This is a genomic window from Paenibacillus sp. CB74 (genome assembly GCF_055687625.1).
In genome coordinates, this window is the sequence record NZ_JBVMUS010000002.1 from 29,242 (window position 1) to 51,082 (window position 21,841).

At 36.5% G+C, this 21,841-nt stretch carries 14 protein-coding genes and 1 pseudogene; 13 read left to right on the top strand and 2 right to left on the bottom strand.

Going from position 1 to position 21,841, the window contains the following annotated elements:
* Positions 1 to 50: 50 nt before the first annotated feature.
* Together ACX9NY_RS30395 and ACX9NY_RS30400 are read right to left on the bottom strand one after the other, a co-directional pair.
* Positions 51 to 1,814, bottom strand: coding sequence for an ABC transporter ATP-binding protein (locus ACX9NY_RS30395; RefSeq protein ID WP_472479912.1), 1,764 nt, complete (start codon positions 1,812 to 1,814; stop codon positions 51 to 53).
* Positions 1,807 to 3,567 (bottom strand): ABC transporter ATP-binding protein, encoded by a 1,761-nt coding sequence (locus tag ACX9NY_RS30400; RefSeq protein WP_472479914.1) that lies wholly within the window; start codon positions 3,565 to 3,567, stop codon positions 1,807 to 1,809. Before ACX9NY_RS30400 ends, ACX9NY_RS30395 begins: the two co-directional genes overlap by 8 nt.
* 1,987 nt (positions 3,568 to 5,554) lie before the next feature.
* Here ACX9NY_RS30400 and ACX9NY_RS30405 point away from each other — a divergent pair.
* From ACX9NY_RS30405 to ACX9NY_RS30465, 13 genes and pseudogenes are all read left to right on the top strand, one after another.
* The gene (locus tag ACX9NY_RS30405) at positions 5,555 to 5,761 is read left to right on the top strand and encodes a hypothetical protein (RefSeq protein WP_472479916.1); all 207 of its coding nucleotides are present in this window, start codon (positions 5,555 to 5,557) and stop codon (positions 5,759 to 5,761) included.
* A complete protein-coding gene (locus ACX9NY_RS30410; RefSeq protein ID WP_472479918.1) occupies positions 5,758 to 6,714 on the top strand; it encodes a hypothetical protein in 957 nt (318 codons plus the stop codon). Before ACX9NY_RS30405 ends, ACX9NY_RS30410 begins: the two co-directional genes overlap by 4 nt.
* Positions 6,715 to 6,721: 7 nt before the next feature.
* A complete protein-coding gene (locus tag ACX9NY_RS30415) occupies positions 6,722 to 7,207 on the top strand; it encodes a hypothetical protein (RefSeq protein WP_472479920.1) in 486 nt (161 codons plus the stop codon).
* Complete coding sequence (locus tag ACX9NY_RS30420; RefSeq protein WP_472479922.1) at positions 7,194 to 9,221, top strand: hypothetical protein; 2,028 nt, start codon at positions 7,194 to 7,196, stop codon at positions 9,219 to 9,221. Before ACX9NY_RS30415 ends, ACX9NY_RS30420 begins: the two co-directional genes overlap by 14 nt.
* Positions 9,222 to 10,211: 990 nt before the next feature.
* Positions 10,212 to 10,322: pseudogene (locus ACX9NY_RS30425) on the top strand (hypothetical protein); the annotation flags it as partial.
* Between the two features lie 204 nt (positions 10,323 to 10,526).
* Positions 10,527 to 12,047 (top strand): SAVED domain-containing protein, encoded by a 1,521-nt coding sequence (locus ACX9NY_RS30430; protein WP_472479924.1) that lies wholly within the window; start codon positions 10,527 to 10,529, stop codon positions 12,045 to 12,047.
* A 19-nt stretch (positions 12,048 to 12,066) separates the two neighbouring features.
* Entirely contained in the window at positions 12,067 to 13,191 is a 1,125-nt protein-coding gene (locus ACX9NY_RS30435) for an SMODS domain-containing nucleotidyltransferase (RefSeq protein ID WP_472479926.1), read from the top strand.
* Complete coding sequence (locus ACX9NY_RS30440; RefSeq protein WP_472479928.1) at positions 13,188 to 15,017, top strand: ThiF family adenylyltransferase; 1,830 nt, start codon at positions 13,188 to 13,190, stop codon at positions 15,015 to 15,017. Before ACX9NY_RS30435 ends, ACX9NY_RS30440 begins: the two co-directional genes overlap by 4 nt.
* Positions 15,017 to 15,514, top strand: a complete 498-nt coding sequence (locus ACX9NY_RS30445) for a Mov34/MPN/PAD-1 family protein (RefSeq protein ID WP_472479930.1) — start codon at positions 15,017 to 15,019, stop codon at positions 15,512 to 15,514. The genes ACX9NY_RS30440 and ACX9NY_RS30445 overlap by 1 nt, the downstream gene beginning before the upstream one ends.
* A gap of 292 nt (positions 15,515 to 15,806) precedes the next feature.
* A complete protein-coding gene (locus tag ACX9NY_RS30450) occupies positions 15,807 to 16,862 on the top strand; it encodes a DUF4238 domain-containing protein (RefSeq protein ID WP_472479932.1) in 1,056 nt (351 codons plus the stop codon).
* 604 nt (positions 16,863 to 17,466) lie between these two features.
* On the top strand, positions 17,467 to 18,561 hold the full coding sequence (locus tag ACX9NY_RS30455) for an AlbA family DNA-binding domain-containing protein (RefSeq protein WP_472479934.1): 1,095 nt from the start codon (positions 17,467 to 17,469) through the stop codon (positions 18,559 to 18,561).
* 74 nt (positions 18,562 to 18,635) lie between these two features.
* A complete protein-coding gene (locus ACX9NY_RS30460) occupies positions 18,636 to 19,919 on the top strand; it encodes a hypothetical protein (protein ID WP_472479936.1) in 1,284 nt (427 codons plus the stop codon).
* A 1,112-nt stretch (positions 19,920 to 21,031) separates the two neighbouring features.
* On the top strand, positions 21,032 to 21,751 hold the full coding sequence (locus ACX9NY_RS30465) for a hypothetical protein (RefSeq protein WP_472479938.1): 720 nt from the start codon (positions 21,032 to 21,034) through the stop codon (positions 21,749 to 21,751).
* The last annotated feature ends 90 nt before the right edge of the window (positions 21,752 to 21,841 follow it).

Consider the following 21,841-nt stretch of genomic DNA (forward strand, 5'->3'; position numbering starts at 1 on the left):
TCCGTTAGTTAGGAGGTTATTTGGCATGCGTAGAAAGGATCAACCACCTTTTAACGATCCGTTCCAGAAGATTCAGCGGTGGAAGGGATTTTCCAACTACGGGATGTTAGCCGTTTGTGCCATAGATGGCGATATTGGCCTTCATGCTGAATTAGCTCATTATGTGTGCCTTTCTGAATCAGGTTGCCTTGATCCAGAACGATAATTTGATTTGCGCTGCGGATTGTAGACAATCTGTGAGCGATGATGACCAGTGTCTTATCCTTGACCAGTTCGCTGATCGCTTGCTGGATATGCTTCTCATTGTCTGGGTCGATGCTTGCGGTAGCTTCATCAAGCAGGACGATTGGCGCGTCCTTCAAGATTGCCCTGGCAATTGAAATTCGCTGTTTTTCGCCCCCTGACAGCTTTCCGCCTCCTTCGCCAACGACCGTATCGTAGCCATGTTCCAATGAGGTGATGAACTCGTGGCAGCGTGCTTTTTTTGCTGCTGCAGCAACCTCCTCAAAAGTGGCGTTTGGTTTACCGAATAGAATGTTCTTATAGATTGTATCATTGAACAAATATACTTTCTGAAACACCATGCTGATGTTCTGCAACAGGCTTTTGCTGTTCATCTCCTTCACGTTGACACCTCCAACAAGGACCTCGCCCTGCTGGACATCCCAAAAGCGGACGATCAGGTTAGCTATCGTTGTTTTGCCCGATCCGGATGCTCCAACAATTGCAGTCATACTCTTCTCGGGAACGCGAAAGCTGATGTTGCGCAATGTTGGGTTTTCCTCATAAGAGAAGGATACATCCTTAAACTCGATATCGAATCGCTTCAAGGGAATATCATAGCCATCCTCATCGATAATGTTGACGTTAAGCAGCTGCTCATACCGATTCAGTGCTGTCTCCATGCCCCTTAGTTGGCCAGCTTGTGAACTCAACGCTCTGACAGGAAGATACATGTAGTGCACATAGACGATGAGCATCAGCATCAGCGAGATGCTCATCGTGCCAGTATGATAGAAGGCTGCTGACATAAAAACCGTTAATGCAGTGGCGAGAGAAAGCCATATTTGATAATGGAAGTTTGGCGGTGTGAATTTCTCTTCATAATTGATCGAATAATCGCGCGCATTTTCAATCGTTTCGTTGACAGCTTTGGCTTTTTCGCCAGTCATGTTCAACGATTTGATAATAGACATGCCGCGCACGTATTCCAGGATAGACGAGGTCAACCTGGATTGCTGTTCCTGCCTGATTGGTGAGTGCATCTTGCCTACTCGCTGCAGCCGTTCTAGCGCGGCTAAGGCAAATAGGGCAAGGATGACCGTCACAATTCCAATCCGCCAATCGAGTATGAGGAGCACAACACAACCAATCAATAAGGAACTGAATCCGTTCACAACCTTGTCCATGGCCTTCATACCCTGTACCTCGATAAAAACCAGGTCAACTGAGATGGAAGACGTAACCCTGCCCAGATTGCCTTCTGTAAAGTAGCTCATGGGAAAACGTTTAAGAAGGTCACCGATCACTAGTCGTTCGCGGGCGGATATTTCATATCCCGTGCCGCTTTGCAGGGTAAGGAATAGACGCCGCAGCACAAATCGCGCCAGAATAGCAGCCACCATAATACCGCCGCTCAGCCAGCCGTCCATGCTTGTTAAGGATTGGTCCATGATTTTTGTGAAAATATAAAGCAATACAAAGACAGGGGTGTTCGCCAACAGACTTTCCAAGAAGCTGAAGACGAACGCAAGCTTGATCCGCCACGAATGCTCACCTGCGAGAAAAAGCATTCTGCCAATAAACCTAAGCACGCAGATCACTCCTTTCCTTCACCTTAATATCCCAGTTCATAGATTCCATATGTGCTCCCCACATCAGTTTATAAAGTGGAGAAGAACTTAGGAGCACTTCGTGTGTACCTTGAGCAACCACTCTCCCTGTATCCATGAGAATAATCTTGTTCGCTTCAACAATCGTCGAGAGACGGTGGGCGATAACCAGCAGTGTTTTCCCTTTAATAAGGGTATTGAGCGCTTCCTGAATTTTGTCCTCGTTCTCGGGGTCAGTTGCCGATGTGGCTTCATCAAGTACAACAATCGGTGCATTCTTCAACATGGCTCGCGCTATTGAAAGGCGTTGACGCTGCCCCCCTGACAGCTTATCGCCCGCTTCGCCGACAATGGTCTGATACCCGTGCTCCAATGTCATGATAAAATCATGGCATTGGGCATATTTGGCCATCTGAATAATTTCATCATCAGTAGCATCTGGCTTGCCCATTCGTATATTCTCCATGATGGTCGTATTGAACAAATACACATCTTGGGAAACATAGCTGATGGTGTTCATTAACATCTCGAAAGTAAGGTGTTGGACCGGAATTCCCCCGATCGTAATTTCACCGCTCTTCACATCCCAGAAACGAACGAGCAGCTTGGCTATGGTTGATTTACCTGCGCCCGATTCACCGACCAACGCCGTTACATGGTTCGCTTCCGCAGTGAAGCTCAGCTTCTCGATCACATTCTGATCCGAATAACCAAACGAAACGTCGTGGAATTCAATCGTGAAGTGAGACGGTGCTTCACGAATCATGCCTTCCTGTATCTCCGGCTCATCAAACAATTGCTCGATTTTCTTTGCTTTCTCCTTCAGGTTGGGGAGTAAAGGGATGAATTCGACCAGCCGGAGCAGAGGTTGCCCCATACTGAGTGCCAACATGATACATAAGACAAATGTGCCAAATGTAAGCGAGCCGTTGTTATATAAGTTCGTTCCAACGGGAAGAAGAAACACCAGGGTTGATGGCAGGATAATGCTGTAAACCGTCATATAGCTCCATGATATACGATACCAATCGAGCGCTGTTCGCTTATAGTGCTCTACGGATGAAGAATATTTACGAAAAGATGCTGTTGTCTGGTTAAATACCTTGATGACTTCAATACCTGAAATATACTCAATAATTGTATCGTTCATTTCTTTTGCTGCTTGATAGTAAGGAGCTATTCGTTTCTTACTATTCTTCATCATGAAGGAAATGGCTAAAATACCGACAGGTACTGTGCCAAGAGAGAGCAGAGCGAGACGCCAATCAATCATTAATAGGGTGCTGGTTATAATGAGGATGGTAAGCAGATTGGAAATGCCTTCAGGAATACTATGTGCCAAAATGATCTCCATATCTTCGATGCTTTCGACAAAGTTTTTCTTCAAACTGCCTGCACCGTGTCGTTGTATTGCTCCCATCGGCATCATCCTCAGTTTATCAGCGGAGCGCTTGCGCATGCCCATAAGGGTGTCGTAAGCGAGATGGTGGGAAGCAGTTAGTCCTTTATTGTGGGTGTAAGATCGAAGTACCAAGGCGATAAACATCATACAGGCCGTCGTAGCCAAATTGCTTAACGTCACATTGCTCTCCCCGGTCAATTGTATGATGATATCGTAGGTGAAATAAAAAGGCAGTACACTCAACGCTCCACTGATTCCTAAATAAATGATAGCTTTATACATCTGCTTCCTGTGTTGCTTCGCATACTTGTAAACTCCTAATATTTCTTGCATGGAGACCAACCTTCCCTAGTACTATGAATTTGTATCGTCAAGCCAGATATATCCAACTCCTGAACCCTCATTTCATGTTGTACGGGGGAGTCAGTATTATTCAATCCATACAATAAGAGACCTCGTAGCTGGGCTGGTACAATCTTTCAGACTAGGAGGTTTTGTTTTCATTATCGGAATCGTTTAGCTGGTTAAGTCACTGTAATATATCCTGATATTTTTGTTATCGATATCCATTCCACCACATTCATTTACTGAAGCGTCAATTTTTGTGTCAAGGGCGGTGTCAGTATATACTTCAGCAGGGTTATTTATCCTGTTCCTAGCAAAATCAGTCAGTAAGGTAACTGGAATACGTGTATTTTTATGTGTGTTAGAATTGGAAGTTGCTTCATCTCTTTTATTCGTAATCATTACTATTAATAAATTATAGAACTATGGATTTTTATTGTCAAATGACTGTCTAAGATCTGTGATTCTGGGTTCATCAACAACACGGAGAATTAGTTGCTAGCACTGAGCTACAGATGGACAAGAATAGATGGAAAGGGGAAAAATGCTGCCACTCGTAAATATACTTTTAGCATGGTAAAGAATGAACAAGGATATTGATGATATTTTCCCCTATCTTTTATCAGTGGACTCCTATCCTTGTCCCGTAAAATACAAAAGGAGTGCATTAAATCTAACCATTAACGCTTTAAAATGGAGTCTAGTAGTTTCAATATCCGAAAGTCGCTTTTTAGCGGATTCTTCACTTTATATGGGTAGAAGTTCTTGTTTAGATTCTGAAAGAAGAGAGGTAAGGGATTAAATTTTATTTCATATAACTCAAGTTAGACGTAGTATAATTGTTCGTTATATCACAAGTTTATTTATCAGTGAAATTGAATAAAACTATATGTCCAGTTATCTTTTGTTGATCAGCTAATAGAAAACTCTGTTTGTAACATAAAGGAGCATGCCAAAAAGCTGATCCAATTGTTTGAAGCAGCAATTTGTAAATATCCTATTTAAGTTGCTAATTGTAAGACATGGATTCGAAAACTTTTCAATTAATCCGCGGCGTCATTTTTTTGGTTTAAGCGTTCGTGGAATCATTGTTGGTTTGTTCATGGTTCAGCTGGCTCATTTCTCTTTACAAAAATCTACCGGATAACATGGAGATGTATGCAATAGATTTATGGGACCTTCAATCCGAAGCAAGGCAGTGATCTTTCGATATCTATACCGGAACTTGTGCTGAGTACAAGCTTAACTACTTTCTCGACCATCGGATCTGGATGCTCTCTCTCCCAGATTGTCTTCCAGCGGTAATAACGTTCGTTTTGATAGGAAATATCGCACTAACTGAAGATTGGATTAACAAATCTCTTTAATCTCACTATTATTCTCAGCAATATTCTTTCTTATGGTACTCGATCTTATTCTCTCAGAGATTCTATTGAGAAGCCGATTTGAACATACAATTTTAGATTGGCTTGTATTTATTTATATGGATTCCTATCAACCATATGGGGTCCACGGTATATTGGCATAATCAATTTAATTTTAGTTTTTGCATATGCTTATTATGCTGCTACCTGTAGCATAAAAAAGTAACTGAACATCAGAATATCTTCTGACTTTACTGTCGTTTATTATTCTCTGCACGATTATTTTAATTCTTAAAGATGCTACGAGCGGTCTGTAAGAGTTTGCTCTGCGGCTAGCTTGTGAGAGCGATTTGCAGGGTACATAATTTAACTTGGATACGAAAATGGTTTAGAGGTATCGACGCTGTACTAAGTACGACCATTGGGGAGTTTAGATTCTATAGTTTATAGAGATGCTGTCTTTTACATTTCCTTGTATTCTCACTGTATCGCCTCTATATTTAAGTGTAATTGTTATGCGCTTACTAAATGTTATTAACTGATTGTTCTTTTAGTTTTTAAATGGTAATATAAGGATTCAAAGGGAATGTTTTAGGTGAGGAGCTGAGATAATGACTGCTACAGTGCCTCGTGAAAATGAACAACTTTTTTTTGTCGATAAAGAAGTGATTATCGTGAAGGTATATCCAACTTTTCAATTAGCAAAAGTTCGTTACCCTAGCTCTATGGATACGTTCATGGTGGATTTCCATGTATTACAACGAGACGCTGAAGAAAGAAGTTCTTTATCAATATCATTATTAGGTGGGGTAGTATGATTCTAAAGTTTATAGACACTCCTTTAGACGGAAGGTCTTGGGAAAAATTAATTAATTCATGTTATAGGACAAAGTATCAAGATGAGCATTTTACAGAAATACCTGCTGTTCATGGTGGTGATGCTGGTATTGAGGGTTTTACACGAAGTGGAAGAGTTTACCAATGTTACTGTCCAGAACGTAGTTACACAGATGATGAGTTACATGACCACTTAAGAGATAAAATGACCAAAGATATTGGTAAGCTGATATCACCTAAGTATGCCGATAGATTGAAGGGGTTGGGTGTGCCTGTGATTAAAGAATGGCATTTTGTCATTCCTGAATATAAAGATTCAAGGATCATATCACATGCAGAAAACAAGCGCAAAGAAGTTATAGCATTAAAGAATTCAGACCCAAGCAATTATGAATACATATGTGACGACTTTATTATTGTGATAAAACAGGCAGAAGATTTTAAGGTGGAGATATCCAGAATAATAAGAACAACTTTGACGGATATGCAGCTTAATATTGCAATTCACCATACAACGAATGATCCGGATTGGTCACAATGTGATTCAGAAAAAGTTGAGAACATCAAAAGAAAAGTAAAGGCTGTTAGAGGTGATGATGATGAATCTGACGAGGACTATAAAGAACTTGTAAATATGTATATTAATTCGTACATCAATGGCTTGGAAATTTTAAAAGTATTAAGAGTATCGTATGCTGAAGTTTACGAGGATATATTTACTTTAGAGCAATCATACAAAAAGGAAGTAGCCTTTAAAACTAGGATGAATACTAACAGATCAATAAATGCACAACTTTTTAACGAGATTTTAGATGATTTTCAAAAAAAATTGGAACAGTTTAAATATCTAAATATAGCATCGATTATGGAATTAAAGCTTGACCTTATAAGTGGATGGCTTGCTGATTGTTCCATGCAATTCAGAAGCAGGTGAGTCGAAGATGAATGATAAAAACTATATTATAGCAGACGAAATCGTATTTGAAGCTAAACCAGATGCTGTACCTTATAACTATCGGATAAGCTATAAAATTGCTCAATTATGCTTAATTATGGATATGTGTAGTCGTGGTGGTTGTTCCTTATTAAAGCTACACATGATTTCAATTGGGCTTAGTACAAAACAAGATATGGAAATTTTGAAAGATTTGGCATACGATCGACATATAAATTACACTGTGGTTCGCTTTGACCCAGCAGTAAATCATGCTATACGATTTGCAGTTGCTGATGGGTTAATTGTTCAACAACAAAATGGCTTATATAAGCTTAATAAGATAGGAAAAAATTATGTGAGAAATATCATTAAGGACAAGCAATTAATGAAGGATGAAAAAAGATATTTAGCTTCTTTGTCAACGATGTTAACTGAAGAGAAAATTAAGGCTCTTACATCTTTGTGGAGGTATTCCAGTGCTGAGAATTAATCGATTAAAAATTCAAATTAATACAACTAATGGTCTATACGGATATGATGAATTATTTACGGATGGATTAAATATATTGGCTAGTGAAGACAACACTAGTGGTAAAAGCTCTGTTATTGCTGCTATTTATTATTGTCTAGGTTTTGAAGAAATCATTGGTGGAAGAGGTGAAAAAGTACTTACAGCAGTCTATAAGACAGCTATTGAAGAGGGAGAAGAGGTTTGGCCAGTCGTAGAGTCAGGAGCTTATCTTGAGATTTATAATGGAAAAGAAAAAATTACAATTTACCGTGCTGCTACGATGGAAGGTAGAGATAACAAGCTTATTACCGTTTATCACAGTGAAATCAATAATATCAAAAAGGCAGGTATACTAATTGAAGATATGTATGTTCATATGCCTAATTCAGCAATAAATGTGAAGGGATTTCACACTTTTTTAGAAGGTTTTTTACATATTGAGCTTCCATTAGTGCCAGCTGCTGATGATGGGACAAAAAAACTATACTTACAATTGATTTTCTCTGCAATGTTTATCGAGCAAAAAAATGGTTGGTCAAATATTATGTCAGGGATGCCGTTTTTAGGAATAAGAGAGTCCAAAAAGCGTGTATTAGAGTTTTTATTACGTCTGGATACTTTGGAAAATGAGAAAAAGAAAGACTCTCTCAGAACGAGAGACAGCAGTATAAAATTTCAATGGAACTCCTTAATAAAAGAGTTAAATATCCTTGTACACAGAGAGGGTTGTGTTCCACATGGGCTTCCGTTGTCTCCTCAAGTACTGTCAGAAGAAGATCTATTACACCTCATCATAAAAAAAGAAGATGTAGAGATTCAAGAATATATTGATGAGCTTCAAGTAGAGTATGGTCATCTTACGCTGTTAAAGCCTAGAGTAGTAGATAATTTTGATGATATCCAAGAAGAACTTAATGCAACCGAAAACTCTATTGAAAGTTTTGAGCGCGAGCTTTATAAAAATAGAGGGCTATTACACGCTGAAAGCATCAGCATTGATAAATTAGTAAACAACCTTGAAATCATTGAGACCGATATTCGAAATAATAAAGATGCAGCTAGATTGCGAAATCTAGGTTCGGAACTAGATTTCGCAACCTCAAAAGATACGTGCCCAGTATGTAGTCAACCTATTCAGGATTCGTTAATACCCCATTCTGGTCATTTGCAAGTCATGAGTATAGATGAAAATATCAGACATTTGAATGCTCAAAAAGAGATGCTCGAATTTGCGCAAATCAGTCATAGAAAAAATAAGGAGAAAATTCAGGAGAGAATTAAACAATTGGAGAATAGCTTACTTACACTTCGTAGTATGGCCAAATCTTTACGGAATGATTTATATTCCATTAATGAAAATATATCAGAATCCATTATTCATAAGAAATTACAGTTAGATGCTGAAATGAATAGTCTCCATCAATTAGTGGAGTACATTATTAAAAAAAAGCAAAAGCTTCGCGACCTATCTGATGATTGGAAAAAGTATCTAGAAGACAAAGCTGACCTTCCAAAAAAGAAATTTTCTGAGTCAGATGAAGATAAAATTAAAATTCTAAGAAAGCATTTTATCAGGAATCTCTCACAGTTTGGCTATAAAAGTATACCTAATTTAAATCAAATTGAAATTTCAATGGATTCATATCTCCCTGTTATCGAGGGGTTTGATATGAAGTTTGATTCTTCTGCGAGTGATAATATAAGAGCGATATGGTCTTTTGTACTATCGCTGCTAGAAACATCTAATGAAAGATCAGGAAATCACCCAGGGATTCTTATCTTTGATGAACCTGCTCAACATAGTATCGTTAGTAGTGATGTAGAGAAGTTTTTTAACCACATCATTAAGTTTAAGAATAGTCAGGTAATTATTGGAATGACAATAAGGGATAGTGATACACGGCAGACTATCAATAAGTTACCTTCAGGCAGCTTTAATCTGATTAAAGTGCCGTACAAAGCCTTTAAAAAAATCTCAACTGAAAATGAATAGAAATTATGAATGGTTGGAATCCTGTCTATTTTGGTAATATTGATTCAAATGAAAAAGATAATGAGGGTTCGTGCTAAAGTCTCATTGGTCAGTATAAGCCTACTATGCTAAACGTTGTTGTGTTGAACGGTAAGTGTACAATATACTGACTGCTACGCTAGAGGAAAAGTTGAAGTCCATCTGATTACTGAGCGTTCGTTCAACATCGATAATCTGCCTGTATTCTTCGAAATTATTAACCTTTTGATCTACGATGGCTACATTACAGATTCTCCCCCATAGAATTACATTTTCCATTCAAAGTCGCTATTATAGCGGCTTTTTTTAAGAAAGCAAGTCTATATAAGTTTGTCTTAAGCAAGCGGGATAAGTGGTTCCAATTCCTTGGCGGCAACATAGGTGACTTTGATGGTGCGAGTTTATATACAAACTCAGGGGTTACCACTTTTCAAATAACTGATCTACAAATGGTAGGGGTGCAGGCTGGTGAATCGGCCTATTTTACTTTGCAAATTACCGATTTTAGCACAGGACAAGTTCACTATAGTAAGACTTTTACAGAAAATGTTTAAGGGGAAAGTTATAATATAAGCAATGCAATACCAGGGAGAACTTATCAAGTGGTTCTTGAATCGCATACTAACAATGATTGCGATGGAGGATTCTGAATTACGGTATACGGCTATGCTTATCAATAATTATATATAAAATAAATGATGCCACTACGATATTCGCGTAATGGCATCATTTATTTTACTACTTAAGTGTGGTTGCATAATTTAGCAGTGTGTTTTTATCAAAATATACATTAGTCAATTCAAACAGGATATCATCTTTAATCCAGTCATTCTTCTGCCAGATCTGTTTCTGAATGGGTTGTAAAAGTATTTAACAACCCCTATAATTATGATCTTGGTTTTATCAGATTGATGGATTTCTTGTCCCTTATAATCGCTCTGCACTTACTGGAGACACATTGACCAATAGCGATCTGCAGCTAAAAGTGGTGGTGCACCAGCCATTCTACAAATTTTCCATGCAGGTAATAAAGCTATACCTGAATTGATATCCAATTCAGATGTCGTGAGTTCGAGTGCAAACTGGTTGCCTACTGTTAATATCAAAAGAAAAAATAACAGGAGACGACCGCCAACTAGAGAGATCAATAACTTTTTGGAATTTTATGTGACTTCAAAGAACTGAATATCATGAAACTAGAAATCATAATTGAAAATGATTAATTTGTATGGGATAATACAATTAGGGAACATAAGTTCTTTAATCTTATAATAGGATTGTGGTAAAATGGGTAAAGCTATTGATGCTATAAATGCTGGTCTGACTTACCAGAATTTGTATTTTTGGGTATTTGCTTCCGAATTGCTACATAAAGAATCCAACATTCGAATCGTATCATATGAAGATGATCGGGTTAAATCTCTCGATGATGTTGTAGTTGAATATGTTAAACCAATTGCAGGCGATTATGGTATTGATGATGAAATTACGATGGATTTTTACCAAGTTAAGTATCATGTTAAGAATACAGAACAGATTGAATTGCTGGACCTCATTAACCCTTCATTTATTAACGCTTCGACACACTCATTTTTACACAGAGTTCGGGATGCTATAAAGCAAGGATACACTAAAGCCCGATTCCATCTACTAACTCCATGGAACATTCAAAAAGGTGATCTCTTAGAAAAGTTGTTGGATAATCATCACAATAAGTTGAATTTAGATTTATTCTTCGACGGAAGACAGAGAAGTAAAATTGCACTTGCTCGAAAATCTATGATAGAACAACTCGAGCTTCGTGATGAGGATGAATTGCGACAAATCCTTAGAAGTATTCGTATTCAACATAGTAAACCAGGTATCTCAATAATGATTAAAGAACAACTAAACACAAAATTAATGCTGGCTGGCCTTAAGCCAATTGATGCAACGATTCTTGTTAACCCATATAATGATTTAATTGTTAATTGCGCCAGTAAAGGGAGTAAAAACTTTAACAAAGATAATCTTCTCAGATTATGTAAAAACGAGAGGCTATACTCAGGACGACCTTTGATTCTAACCGATGAAATTCCAGTCGGAATAAGGAGTTTTATTCCTTTTACTGAAACTCTAGCAGAAGAGACTAGCCATCTACTTTGTCTAAGTGACCATTTTGATGAACGACTAATCAAAGTGGACCGCAGTTGGATTGTTGATATTGCACCAAAACTTAAGGGATTTATACAAGAAGTTTTTTCACCAGGTAGTGCCTACTTAATTCAATTTAATACACATCTCTCTATAACATTTGTTTCAGGATTGATACTTAATCCTAAATCTGGAGTAAAGGCATTTCCAGTACAACGTGGTGATGGATTGATGGCTTGGATACCAGATATACATTTTGATATAGAACCTGACTACACGAGCTTCAATGAAGAGTTTTCAGATAATCAATTAAATCAAGGGGATACAGTAGTTGCAATTAGTGTAACCCGTAATGTTAAATCTCATGTTGAATGGTATATAGAGGATAGGAATCTTCAAGTACAAGCTTTCTATCATTTTTGTATGCCTTCAGAGGGATTTAAAGCTATAAAAGATGGTACTCACGCTTGGTTGCTTGCAGAGCAAGTCATTAAGGTGCTTGATCGACGTAACCCACGCCAAAGAAAAGGGAAAGTTCACTTTTTTATTGCTGCGCCGGGTGGATTTGTTTTCTTCCTTGGTCAACAAGCAGCTAATATACCTGGAATAGAGCTATATGAACATGATTTATCAGGAGATGGATCATATCATTCTTCGTTTTCACTCCCACTCTAACTAAAATGGAGGTCACTTTATGAATATTCCTACCTACTTTGCAAGATTTCTTAAAGAAATTCGATTAACAGAGAATCAAGTGGATGATCTTATTAAAGGCCACACAACGCTAAGAAATCGATTAGAAGAAGATGAAGAAATATCTAAAATTATTGTGAGTACATTTCTCCAAGGGAGTTATCGAAGATCTACAGCTGTTCGTCCAAAAGGAGAGAGTCGTTCGGATGTCGATGTCATTGTGGTAACTAAACTCAGTATGGAGGAATACAGCAATCCAGAAGATGCGCTTCAAAAATTTGTTCCTTTTATGGAGAAACACTATGCAGGTAAATATGAAATTCAGGGACGTTCAATTGGAATATCATTAAGTTATGTAGATCTAGATGTTGTTATTACTGCAGCTCCTTCAGAAAGTGAAGAAGGGATATTAGAATCTAATAGTGTAACCGACTTACGATCTTTGGAAGATATTGAAACCTGGTCATTGAAGAAATCTTGGGAAGTTCTTAATGAAACAATGGATTCAAGTTCTGTTCTAAAAACATATTCAAATGTGAACGAACCTGAATGGAAATCAGTTCCTCTTTGGATTCCGGATAGAGAGGCAGAAGAGTGGAAACAAACCGACCCTCTTGCTCAAATCAAATGGACCCAAGAAAAAAACAAATCTTGTAATCGTCACTATGTTAATGTCGTTAAGGCACTAAAATGGTGGCGCAGACTAAATAATGTTCCTAAATATCCAAAAGGGTACCCCTTTGAACATTTAATAGGGATGTGTTGTCCAGATGATATTCAAAGTGTAGGACAAGGAGTCACTGAGGTTTTAGAGAAAATTGTAAGTGACTACTCCACTAAACCTATTATGCCTGACCACGGTGTTCCTGATCATGATGTAATGGCAAGAGTTTCGGATGAGGAATATAAAGATTTCTATGAAATTATTAAAGAAGCTGCAGTAATTGCAAGAAAAGCTACCGATGCAACTACTGTTAAAGAAAGTGCGGAAGCTTGGAATGAATTGTTTGGATCAAAATTTAAGTTGCCTGAGACTTCAAACAGTATCAGTAAGGAAAGTTCAGGTAGCTTCTCTGCAAGGGTAGATCCTATTCCTGATGAAATCAAAGGTGGAAGGTTTGGATGACTGAAAAAAATATTTTGCCAGAACCGATTAGTTTTGCATGTAGTCATCTAGAAGTTTTGGAAGGATACGAACAGTTAGAGGATATGTTTTGGTTTGAAAAATTAGAAAGTTGGGTACTTCACTTCAGCATAATAGTACCTGAAGTTAACCAATCCTCTATTTCTTTATCCACTCAATGGTATATGCTGATAGATCCCCTTTATCCAAGGGGGTCTATTAGCATATATCCTGATAAAAATAGAAGTATCATAAACACGTATCACCATCAAAATGAGAACATTGCAACAGACGATTACCCTTGGAGATGGGGGAAGATTTGTACTGATTGGGATAACGGGAACTTGGATAGATTGTCTGACAATGAAGAACTGTTAGATGCTGAACAACGTCTTTATTGGCACGTTGAACGTCTTAAATTGTGGATTGTGGCAGCTTCAAATGATTCTTTGATAAAAGAAGGCGATCATTTCGAACTTCCTCATATCGCATTTACAAGGAAAATGAAAGAAAAAATCGTTTTTGCTGAGGAGTATCAACATCTTAATAAATGGAATTCGGTTAAGTCGAGATCAGGTTTACTTTCTTTAAGAGTAGTAAAACAATTCCCCGATATTATTTTTGTCTCACAACTTGAAAATAATAAAAGTGAAAAGGTACAGAGTTATGATTGGGGTAAACTATTTGACGTTTCCTCTGATGCTGAACAATATTATGGTGTCTGGCTATTACTACATTCCCACCCTACGCTAAGTCCATGGTCATATCCCAAGACAATTGAGGAATTAGATTTTGTCTGTAAACTTCAACAAATAGATCTCTGGAAAGAGGTCTATGATTTAATGCATACATTTAGAGAACGTGATAGAAACTTCATATTAATTGGTTTCCCCATTCCTCAAATAATTGGACAAGAAAATCAAGTTTTACATTGGATAGCTATAGAAATGCCAAAGCTCAGTAAAAAAGTAAAGAAAGTGAAAGGTTTTAGAAAAGTTAACGACTATTATTTCCTAATGGATCGCTTGAATGAGCTTAAGCCAAGTAAGGAGTTGAGGTACCTTCCTACAGAAAATTGGAGCAAAGAGGCAATTCTAAGTAGAGGAAGTTTGAATAAGAAAATGCAACAGGATAGTATATTTTTAATAGGTGCTGGTGCATTGGGCTCAGCAATTGTTGAATTACTTTCTCGCACGGGAGTTTCAAAGATTACAATTTGTGATGAAGATACATTGAAAATAGGAAATCTATCTAGGCACATACTTGGTATAGAATATTTGTCCCTAAATAAAGCTGAATCCTTATCAATTAGAATCAACAAAAATAATTTACACATTAGATCATCAGCTATTACAAATCGGTTCCCGAATTTTAATGAAGAAGAGGTGGATTGTTTAGAAAATCACGATGTTGTTATTGATACAACCGGTAGCGATACAGTTATTAACCATTTGAATTTGTTTGATTGGACACTCCCTAAAAGGTTTATTTCTATTTCACTCGGATTCGGGGCTAAAAGAATGTTTTTATTATTATCCAATAAGCACCCTTTTCCACGGAAAACATTCTTTGAATTTCTCCAGCCTTGGTTAGCTTTAGAACGAGAAGAGAATAAGGCTACAGTATTACCAAGAGAAGGAATCGGATGTTATCACCCTCTATTCCCAGCTCGATTAGATGATATATGGATTATGGCCGGATTAGCTATCAAAGAAATGGAAGCTTGGTGGCCAGATTCGTTTGGATCTAGCATATTCGCTGTTTATGAGCATCAACAGTTTAATGGAATGCCGGCAGGGGTCATTTTAAAACAACGAGAGGTGTTTTAATGCTTCTTCATCGATATCGTGATCTGAATGGAACGTTTGAAGTAGAATTTGAAGATAACATGTTAAAACGATTACTTGAACAATGTATATGTTGTGGGAAGTTAGAGACTGGCGGTATCCTAGTGGGTTATTACGATGATATGTTACAAAAAGCGATAATTGTCCAGGGAAGTGGAGCGCCGAGAGATTCTAAGCACACAAGAACTCGCTTTTATAGAGGAGTCGATGGTCTCAAAGATTGGCTTGAAGAAGTGTGGAAAGTAGAGAAAGCTTATTATTTAGGAGAATGGCATTTCCATCCCTTTGCTTCAAGTAAAATGAGTTCAATTGACCGTGTTCAAATGAATAAAATTTCAGCTGATAAATCAATTCACTGTCCAGAACCAGTATTATTAATCATTGGTGGTGATCCTAGCAGCATCTTCTCAATTAGTCTTACCATATTTAATGGTGAGCAACCGATAGAACTTACAGATCATATGGTTGAATTAATTTAAATAGTGCATAACAAGTGTTTGTGCATCTTCTTATAATCTGGAAACTATTTGTTAGTATCGATATTATAAGAAGATGCCTTTCTATGTCTTGAATAGAAATTTATAAGCTTCGTCCAGTTAGTTCTTGGGTGCCTTTTGTGTGTGTTTATGTCAAAATGTAATGCTTTATTAAGCTAACGGGTAGATTAGTTACATAATATAATTAAGTCATTAAATTTACTGATTTTGTTGACTTTTTGAAAGCTAGTTTCGCTGAGATGGAGATTTTATAAAACATGATAAGGAGATAATAATGGATACTGAAGCAATTTATCATCATCTTACTCCTCAAACCTATATGAAGGCCTGGAAACATGGAAAATCGTCAATCTATGTTGTGAAAAAAGGAAGCGACGGTATAGGGGAGGAAAAGAACACCAAAAGATTTGCAGGGATTGATGATTATCATACAATTAGAGCAGGCTCTCTTAGTGGTAACGATAAAGATTTCGAATATTTTTTTGAACCACTGAAAGAATATGTTGTCAAATTGGACGGTAATACATTTGAAAATCCAAGAGATATGAATCTAAACTTTTATAAATTCGATGAATGGAGTATTTGTGACTTGAAAGGCAATCTAGTTTCAGATGAAATAAAACGATTGCTTAGGAGTACTGTACGTTTAAGAACAAGAAAAGATATTGAAAGAAATTGGGATCGTAACTATGAAAATTATTGGAACTCAATTCATAAAGAAATTAAGGAGGTAGTATCGTCAACTGATACTTATTCATCAACTACATTAAAAAGAGACGATCTAATTAAGTTTATGGTTTCCCTTGAATGGCGAGCGAAACCTTATCATCCAGTATTACAAAAAGCATTGGATTCAGTCTTACAACATGACTTTTTTAGTATCGACTTTAAATCAATAGAAATCCCAAAAGAAGAACGGTTATTTCCATTTTTAGAGACATTGTACGATGAATATGCCCATAGTTATATATTGAAATTATATCGTCAATTTCTTAATGGAACTGGAGTGATCATGGATGAGGTTAATACATTTGTTAATGAGTCAACCATTGTTTTCTTAAGAGCTCCTGCTAATGGAGAATTCATTACCAGTGATAATCCTGTTTGTAGATTTACTAATCCTATAGGCAAAATAGAGTATATCTTCCCTATAGATCCCAATATTGCTTGTACAGTATTAAAAGGTCCTACTATGAATCAATATGTAGTAAGAGATCTTACAAAAGATGAGCTAATTTATTACAACAATAGATTAAAAGACAATTGTAACAATGGTTATATTCTACGTATGCAAGATCATGAAATGTATTTTGGTAATGGGAAAAAATAAATTTGTCACTATAAATATGTAAGATATTAAATGAACAGGATAGATTCATTAATTCTAACTGGAAGAAATCATTTAACAAAAAAATGTTTGGCATTCTGCAGGCTACTCCTTTTTTCGTTAAGTTGAAGAGCAAATAAGTAAGCTGAGAAATTTATTCGTTAAGGAAGTATATTATTCGCTTATTGAATGAAAGAAAAACTTTATCTAAAAAGGATTACCAAGAGCATGCTGAAATTTATAATACCTTTAAAGAGAAATTGGTTTATAATTCAGTGTAACTTATGTAAAGAACTTTCTTAGAAAATATTCTTGAAAACAGAGGAAGATTCTTTTTTTCATTGATAATAAAAAGTATGGATCATTGGATTTGGAGGAAGGACTTTAGTCTGTAAATGGCAGATTCTAATCAGTTACTCCCTTATCTATCCTGTTCTATCCATGCGGCGGGAACACGGAGTCTGCCTATTTCCCTATATTTATTAAAGCTACGTATGAAATATAAAGTCATCTTCGATTGTTTTGCTGAAGATTATTTCAAATATATATAAAAAACTAATGATAGCTAAGGGTGTATTTAATTCTTACTCAAGGAAGGATTATCAGAATGTCATTATTTTATAAAGCTATTAACCAAATAAAGCCCAGTGATATTGAATCTCTAATTGGAGAACTATCTGCAAGAGAAGGTCAGCAAATTGATTATAAGAGGGAATTGATTAGACCTGAACAATTATGTGAGGCAGTGATTTCATTTGCAAATTCGCAAGGTGGTGACTTAATAATTGGAGTGGATGAGGAGGAGGGAGTGCCAATTCGACTCGTTGGAGTTGAATGTAAAGATATAGACAAGGAGAAGTTAAGATTACTCGAAATTTTTCGAAGTCGAATCGAGCCCAGGATCACTAATATCGAGATTGAATTCATTGAAATTGAAGTATTAAAGTACGTGATAGTAATACGTACACAAAGGAGCTGGCTCCGTCCGCACAGATGTAGTCACAACTCGAAATTTTTTGCTCGTCAGTCGAACGGTAAATACGAATTGGATGTGCAACAACTTCGTCAGATGTTTTTAGGGAGTGCTGGATTTAACGTAAAGTATGGGAACTTCCATGCAGAACGAGTTGCTTATCATATAGACAAGTTCAACAGAAGTTCATTTTTACTTCTTCATTTTATTCCGGTAACGGCTTTTGAAAATTCAAATGTAGTTGATTTATCAGGGGTATTTAATCTAATTAGGACAACGCCCTTGGGAACTTCAAATGATAATAAACGCATTAACTTTACCGGAGTGTATTCTGAATCAAATGATAGAACATGTAAATTCCAGCTATTCAGAGATGGTATCATAGAGCATTCATCAACCAGGGTTATTCAAGATAAAAGAATTATGGGGAGTAAACTTTACGACTCGTTGAGTAAGACATTTGCATATTCACTTCAGAATTATATTTCATTAGGGATAAGAGAACCATTATACGTAATGGTTTCCCTGTACGGGGTAGAGGAATTAATTCTATCGGATATTGATCCCTTCTATACTGGAATTGATTTAATTCCGTATGAATCGGATAAGATGATTTTCCCTGAAATTTTTATAGAAGATTTGAATGAAGTGAATATTGCTGAAGTAATCAGACCAATCATGAATGCATTATGGAATGCATACGGTTTTTCAAGCTACCCGATGAGTTGAAATAATAAGTCAAAAAAGAGCACAAATATAAAACGAAAGTAGGCTTTCTACATAATAGATAAGGAAGTGGTTCGGTGGATTTTTCGATTGAATACGTTTCTGAGAAAATATATCATCCTAAATCGAAAGAATATTTTCAAGAAGTTATTAGTTCTTACCACAATGGAAATTACCGTTCTGCATTAGTGATGTTATATTCTGTAACCATTTGCGATTTGCTTTATAAAGTAACAGACTTAAAGGAACTATATAATGACCAAACTGCTATTTCTATTATGAGTGAAGTAGAAGCACTGCAAAAAGCTAATTCAAAATCGTCTGAATGGGAAACAAAGTTAGTAGATTTGATTCAGGATAGAACGTCCTTAATCAATGTTGCAGAAAAGCAACATATTGAAAATCTAAGATTAAATCGCCACTTATCTGCACATCCTGTAGTGAATGAAAATTATATCTTGTACGCTCCGAACAAGGAGTCGGTTAGGGCGCATATTAGGAACATTCTTGAAAGTGTGTTAATTAAGCCCCCTCTTTTGTCTAAAAAAATTACAATTGAGTTGCTTGAGGATTTAGCTAGATTAGATGGGGCATTGTTAGATGATCAAAGATTAAAAAGGTATTTGGAAACAAAGTACTTACGACACTTTGTCCCTGAAGTTGAATCTAAGGTCTTCAGAGACTTTTGGAAAATGGTGTTCAAGACAGAAAATGATGAAACAACTAAGTATAGAGATTTAAACTACCGAGCCTTAAAAATAATGTATGAAAGAAACCATGTGAATCTTTTAGCACAAATTAACAATGAAAAAAATTACTACAGTGATATTACACTAGGCGCCCCAATAGAGTATCTGATAAGTTTTCTTACTCTGTATAACGGCGTATACAATGCACTCAATGAAGCTTGCAAAGCTTTAATTGAAAGGACTGTCGAAAATAGTAGAAGTTTACTCATTTCTGCTTGGTTTTTGCAGGATAATATAGAAAGGCATATTGATTATGTGAAGTCTACAATGGTTTCTGAGTTAGGTAACTATCTTGATGTAGAACGAATAAGAGATCTAATCATAATTGCTGAAGACCAGGGATTGCAAAATAAAGTATACGAACTCAACATAGCTATTTTTGCTAATAGTTATAATTTTGACCAAGCTGATTATAATTATAGCCAATTTATTAAACCTTATATTAAAAAATTCAATAAAGATAATATATTATATTTGTTAAAAGAAGCAAACAGTAGTTCACAAATATACAACCGTTCAAGAAAACGAGAGGAATCTGAAGAGATCAAAGAAGTTGTGATTCATATCCTTGGAAATGATTTTGATTTGAGTGAGTATTCTAGGTACTTTTGATTCGTGGACTAAGAATTAATGTTTTGTTTTTAACGAGCGTTTTCCTAGCGGAATATAACTAATAGTTAAATATCATGTGGGGAGAATTGCGATTTGGTTCAAGTTGTGGGGGCCAATCCTAAAATGATGGGGCATTATTTTTAAACATTGAACATGACTTTGAATTCTTTTATAAGTAAGGAACGAAAAAAATGAAGCCAACCGCTGTTGCGGTTGGCTTCATTTTTTTATCCTATAACTATCGTTGTCTGTTTTCAACATAAATCATTCATTTTGTTTATTAGTAAGGTTATATATTTGTGTTTTGTGCTTTTTCAACGCTGGCATCAAATTATTGCATGTCAATTAGGACAATGATTTGATATTTTCAATATGAAACAACAAGCAGTTCTGTATAAGTGTTATATACTCACTCCTCAGTATATATGTAAGAGGCATTATTTTTAATGCTTTATAAAGTTCCGGGAGAATTCAGTAAACTAATGCTATTATGTATAAATTTTGAATTAGATAGGGATAATACAACAGAAACAAAGGAGGCTGCTCGAATAATAAAAGAAGGTAGGTAAATAAGATGGGAAGATGCAACGGGTGCAGTAAAAGAAGTAGTTAAACCGGCATACGATGCACTTGTTGGTGGCTATAATGGGGCAACAGATATTCTTCAATCATGTACCGAGGCAGCATTAGCGCGAACACCAAGATTGATTCTTGATACAGTAATATCTCCATATATATCGTATATTCAGATTTTAAATAAATACCGAATTATACCTTCGGATTTAATCGATGATATATGGAATTCGATATTTGGAGAAGTTATACAAGATCCTGATCCTCGTCTATATCGGGTGACAAATCCCGGTCCAGCTGCTCGAGGGGAGGAAGCCTATAATCTTGAAAGGGTACCGAAATCAGATTCCTTAAACAATTACCCGTATATATTTATATATGGGATGGAAAATGATAATAGCGAAAAAGATTCTTTAGATTTTTATGAAGCTTTTGAAAAAACTGCCAATATGTTTACAAACAGCCCTACAAATTATGACCACGTCAGCATATAGATTCTTGCATATGATAGTAAATTATCTGATGAGAAGAAGACCTTAGTGCAAAAAGCAATTGAAAGTATTTTCGGCACATTTCCTGGGGGAGTACCTTTTGATTTGTACACATCAGTAGTTTGGCGTGAATTGGAAAGAAGAGCTAGAGTTTCTGGGGATTATCTAAGGACTAATTTCTTAAGTAAAATGTCTAATTACTCACAAGGCCGAGTCTTCACTCATTCACTGGGGTGTTACGTCTTTGCACATGCTGCGCATCTATTGAATGCCGACAGGCCTCTTTTTGCGAGCTGGTTCTGTATGGCTGCAGCGTTACCTTCAAATGCTTTTGCACCTAATGGGGATTTTTATAATGCTCCAAAAGCTATTGCTAGTGGAGACAGCCATGGTACTTATGGAACGACTGTGTGGTTCTCGATGCTTGACGCTATTCTCTTGTTAGCTTATCCCGCAGCTACTTTTTATACAGCATTAGGGCAAACGGGTTCTCTTCAATCGAATTCAGTGCTCGTTATAGATTTGGATGTAACTGCATGTGTAGGTGAGGCACACATGATTAAACAAGATTATTTCAAAAAAGCAGGCAAAGATATCAGGAGACTTCTTCGTACCGAATTATGGTCAGAAACTCCACAATGTTCTGTCTTTATTCCAGGATACGGCTACCCAGAATCATTAATGAAATTACCAATAATTAGATATCTATATGAGGGACAAAATCATGATCTCATTGAAAGTCGCTATTTAGCGGCTTTTTTATTTTAGTGTGGGACAAGTTCTTGTCCCGAGCCAAGCACAGTAACCTGATACGATTACCGATTAGACTTATACCTAATCAATTTTCGCCCGCAAATT

Excerpts from the sequence above, each read along its gene's own strand:
- ACX9NY_RS30405 (WP_472479916.1), top strand. The coding sequence starts at position 5,555 with ATGACTGCTACAGTGCCTCGTGAAAATGAACAACTTTTTTTTGTCGAT.
- ACX9NY_RS30445 (WP_472479930.1), top strand. The coding sequence starts at position 15,017 with ATGCTTCTTCATCGATATCGTGATCTGAATGGAACGTTTGAAGTAGAA.
- ACX9NY_RS30400 (WP_472479914.1), bottom strand. The coding sequence starts at position 3,567 with ATGCAAGAAATATTAGGAGTTTACAAGTATGCGAAGCAACACAGGAAG.
- ACX9NY_RS30440 (WP_472479928.1), top strand. The coding sequence starts at position 13,188 with ATGACTGAAAAAAATATTTTGCCAGAACCGATTAGTTTTGCATGTAGT.
- ACX9NY_RS30455 (WP_472479934.1), top strand. The coding sequence starts at position 17,467 with ATGTCATTATTTTATAAAGCTATTAACCAAATAAAGCCCAGTGATATT.
- ACX9NY_RS30410 (WP_472479918.1), top strand. The coding sequence starts at position 5,758 with ATGATTCTAAAGTTTATAGACACTCCTTTAGACGGAAGGTCTTGGGAA.
- ACX9NY_RS30450 (WP_472479932.1), top strand. The coding sequence starts at position 15,807 with ATGGATACTGAAGCAATTTATCATCATCTTACTCCTCAAACCTATATG.
- ACX9NY_RS30430 (WP_472479924.1), top strand. The coding sequence starts at position 10,527 with ATGGGTAAAGCTATTGATGCTATAAATGCTGGTCTGACTTACCAGAAT.
- ACX9NY_RS30435 (WP_472479926.1), top strand. The coding sequence starts at position 12,067 with ATGAATATTCCTACCTACTTTGCAAGATTTCTTAAAGAAATTCGATTA.
- ACX9NY_RS30415 (WP_472479920.1), top strand. The coding sequence starts at position 6,722 with ATGAATGATAAAAACTATATTATAGCAGACGAAATCGTATTTGAAGCT.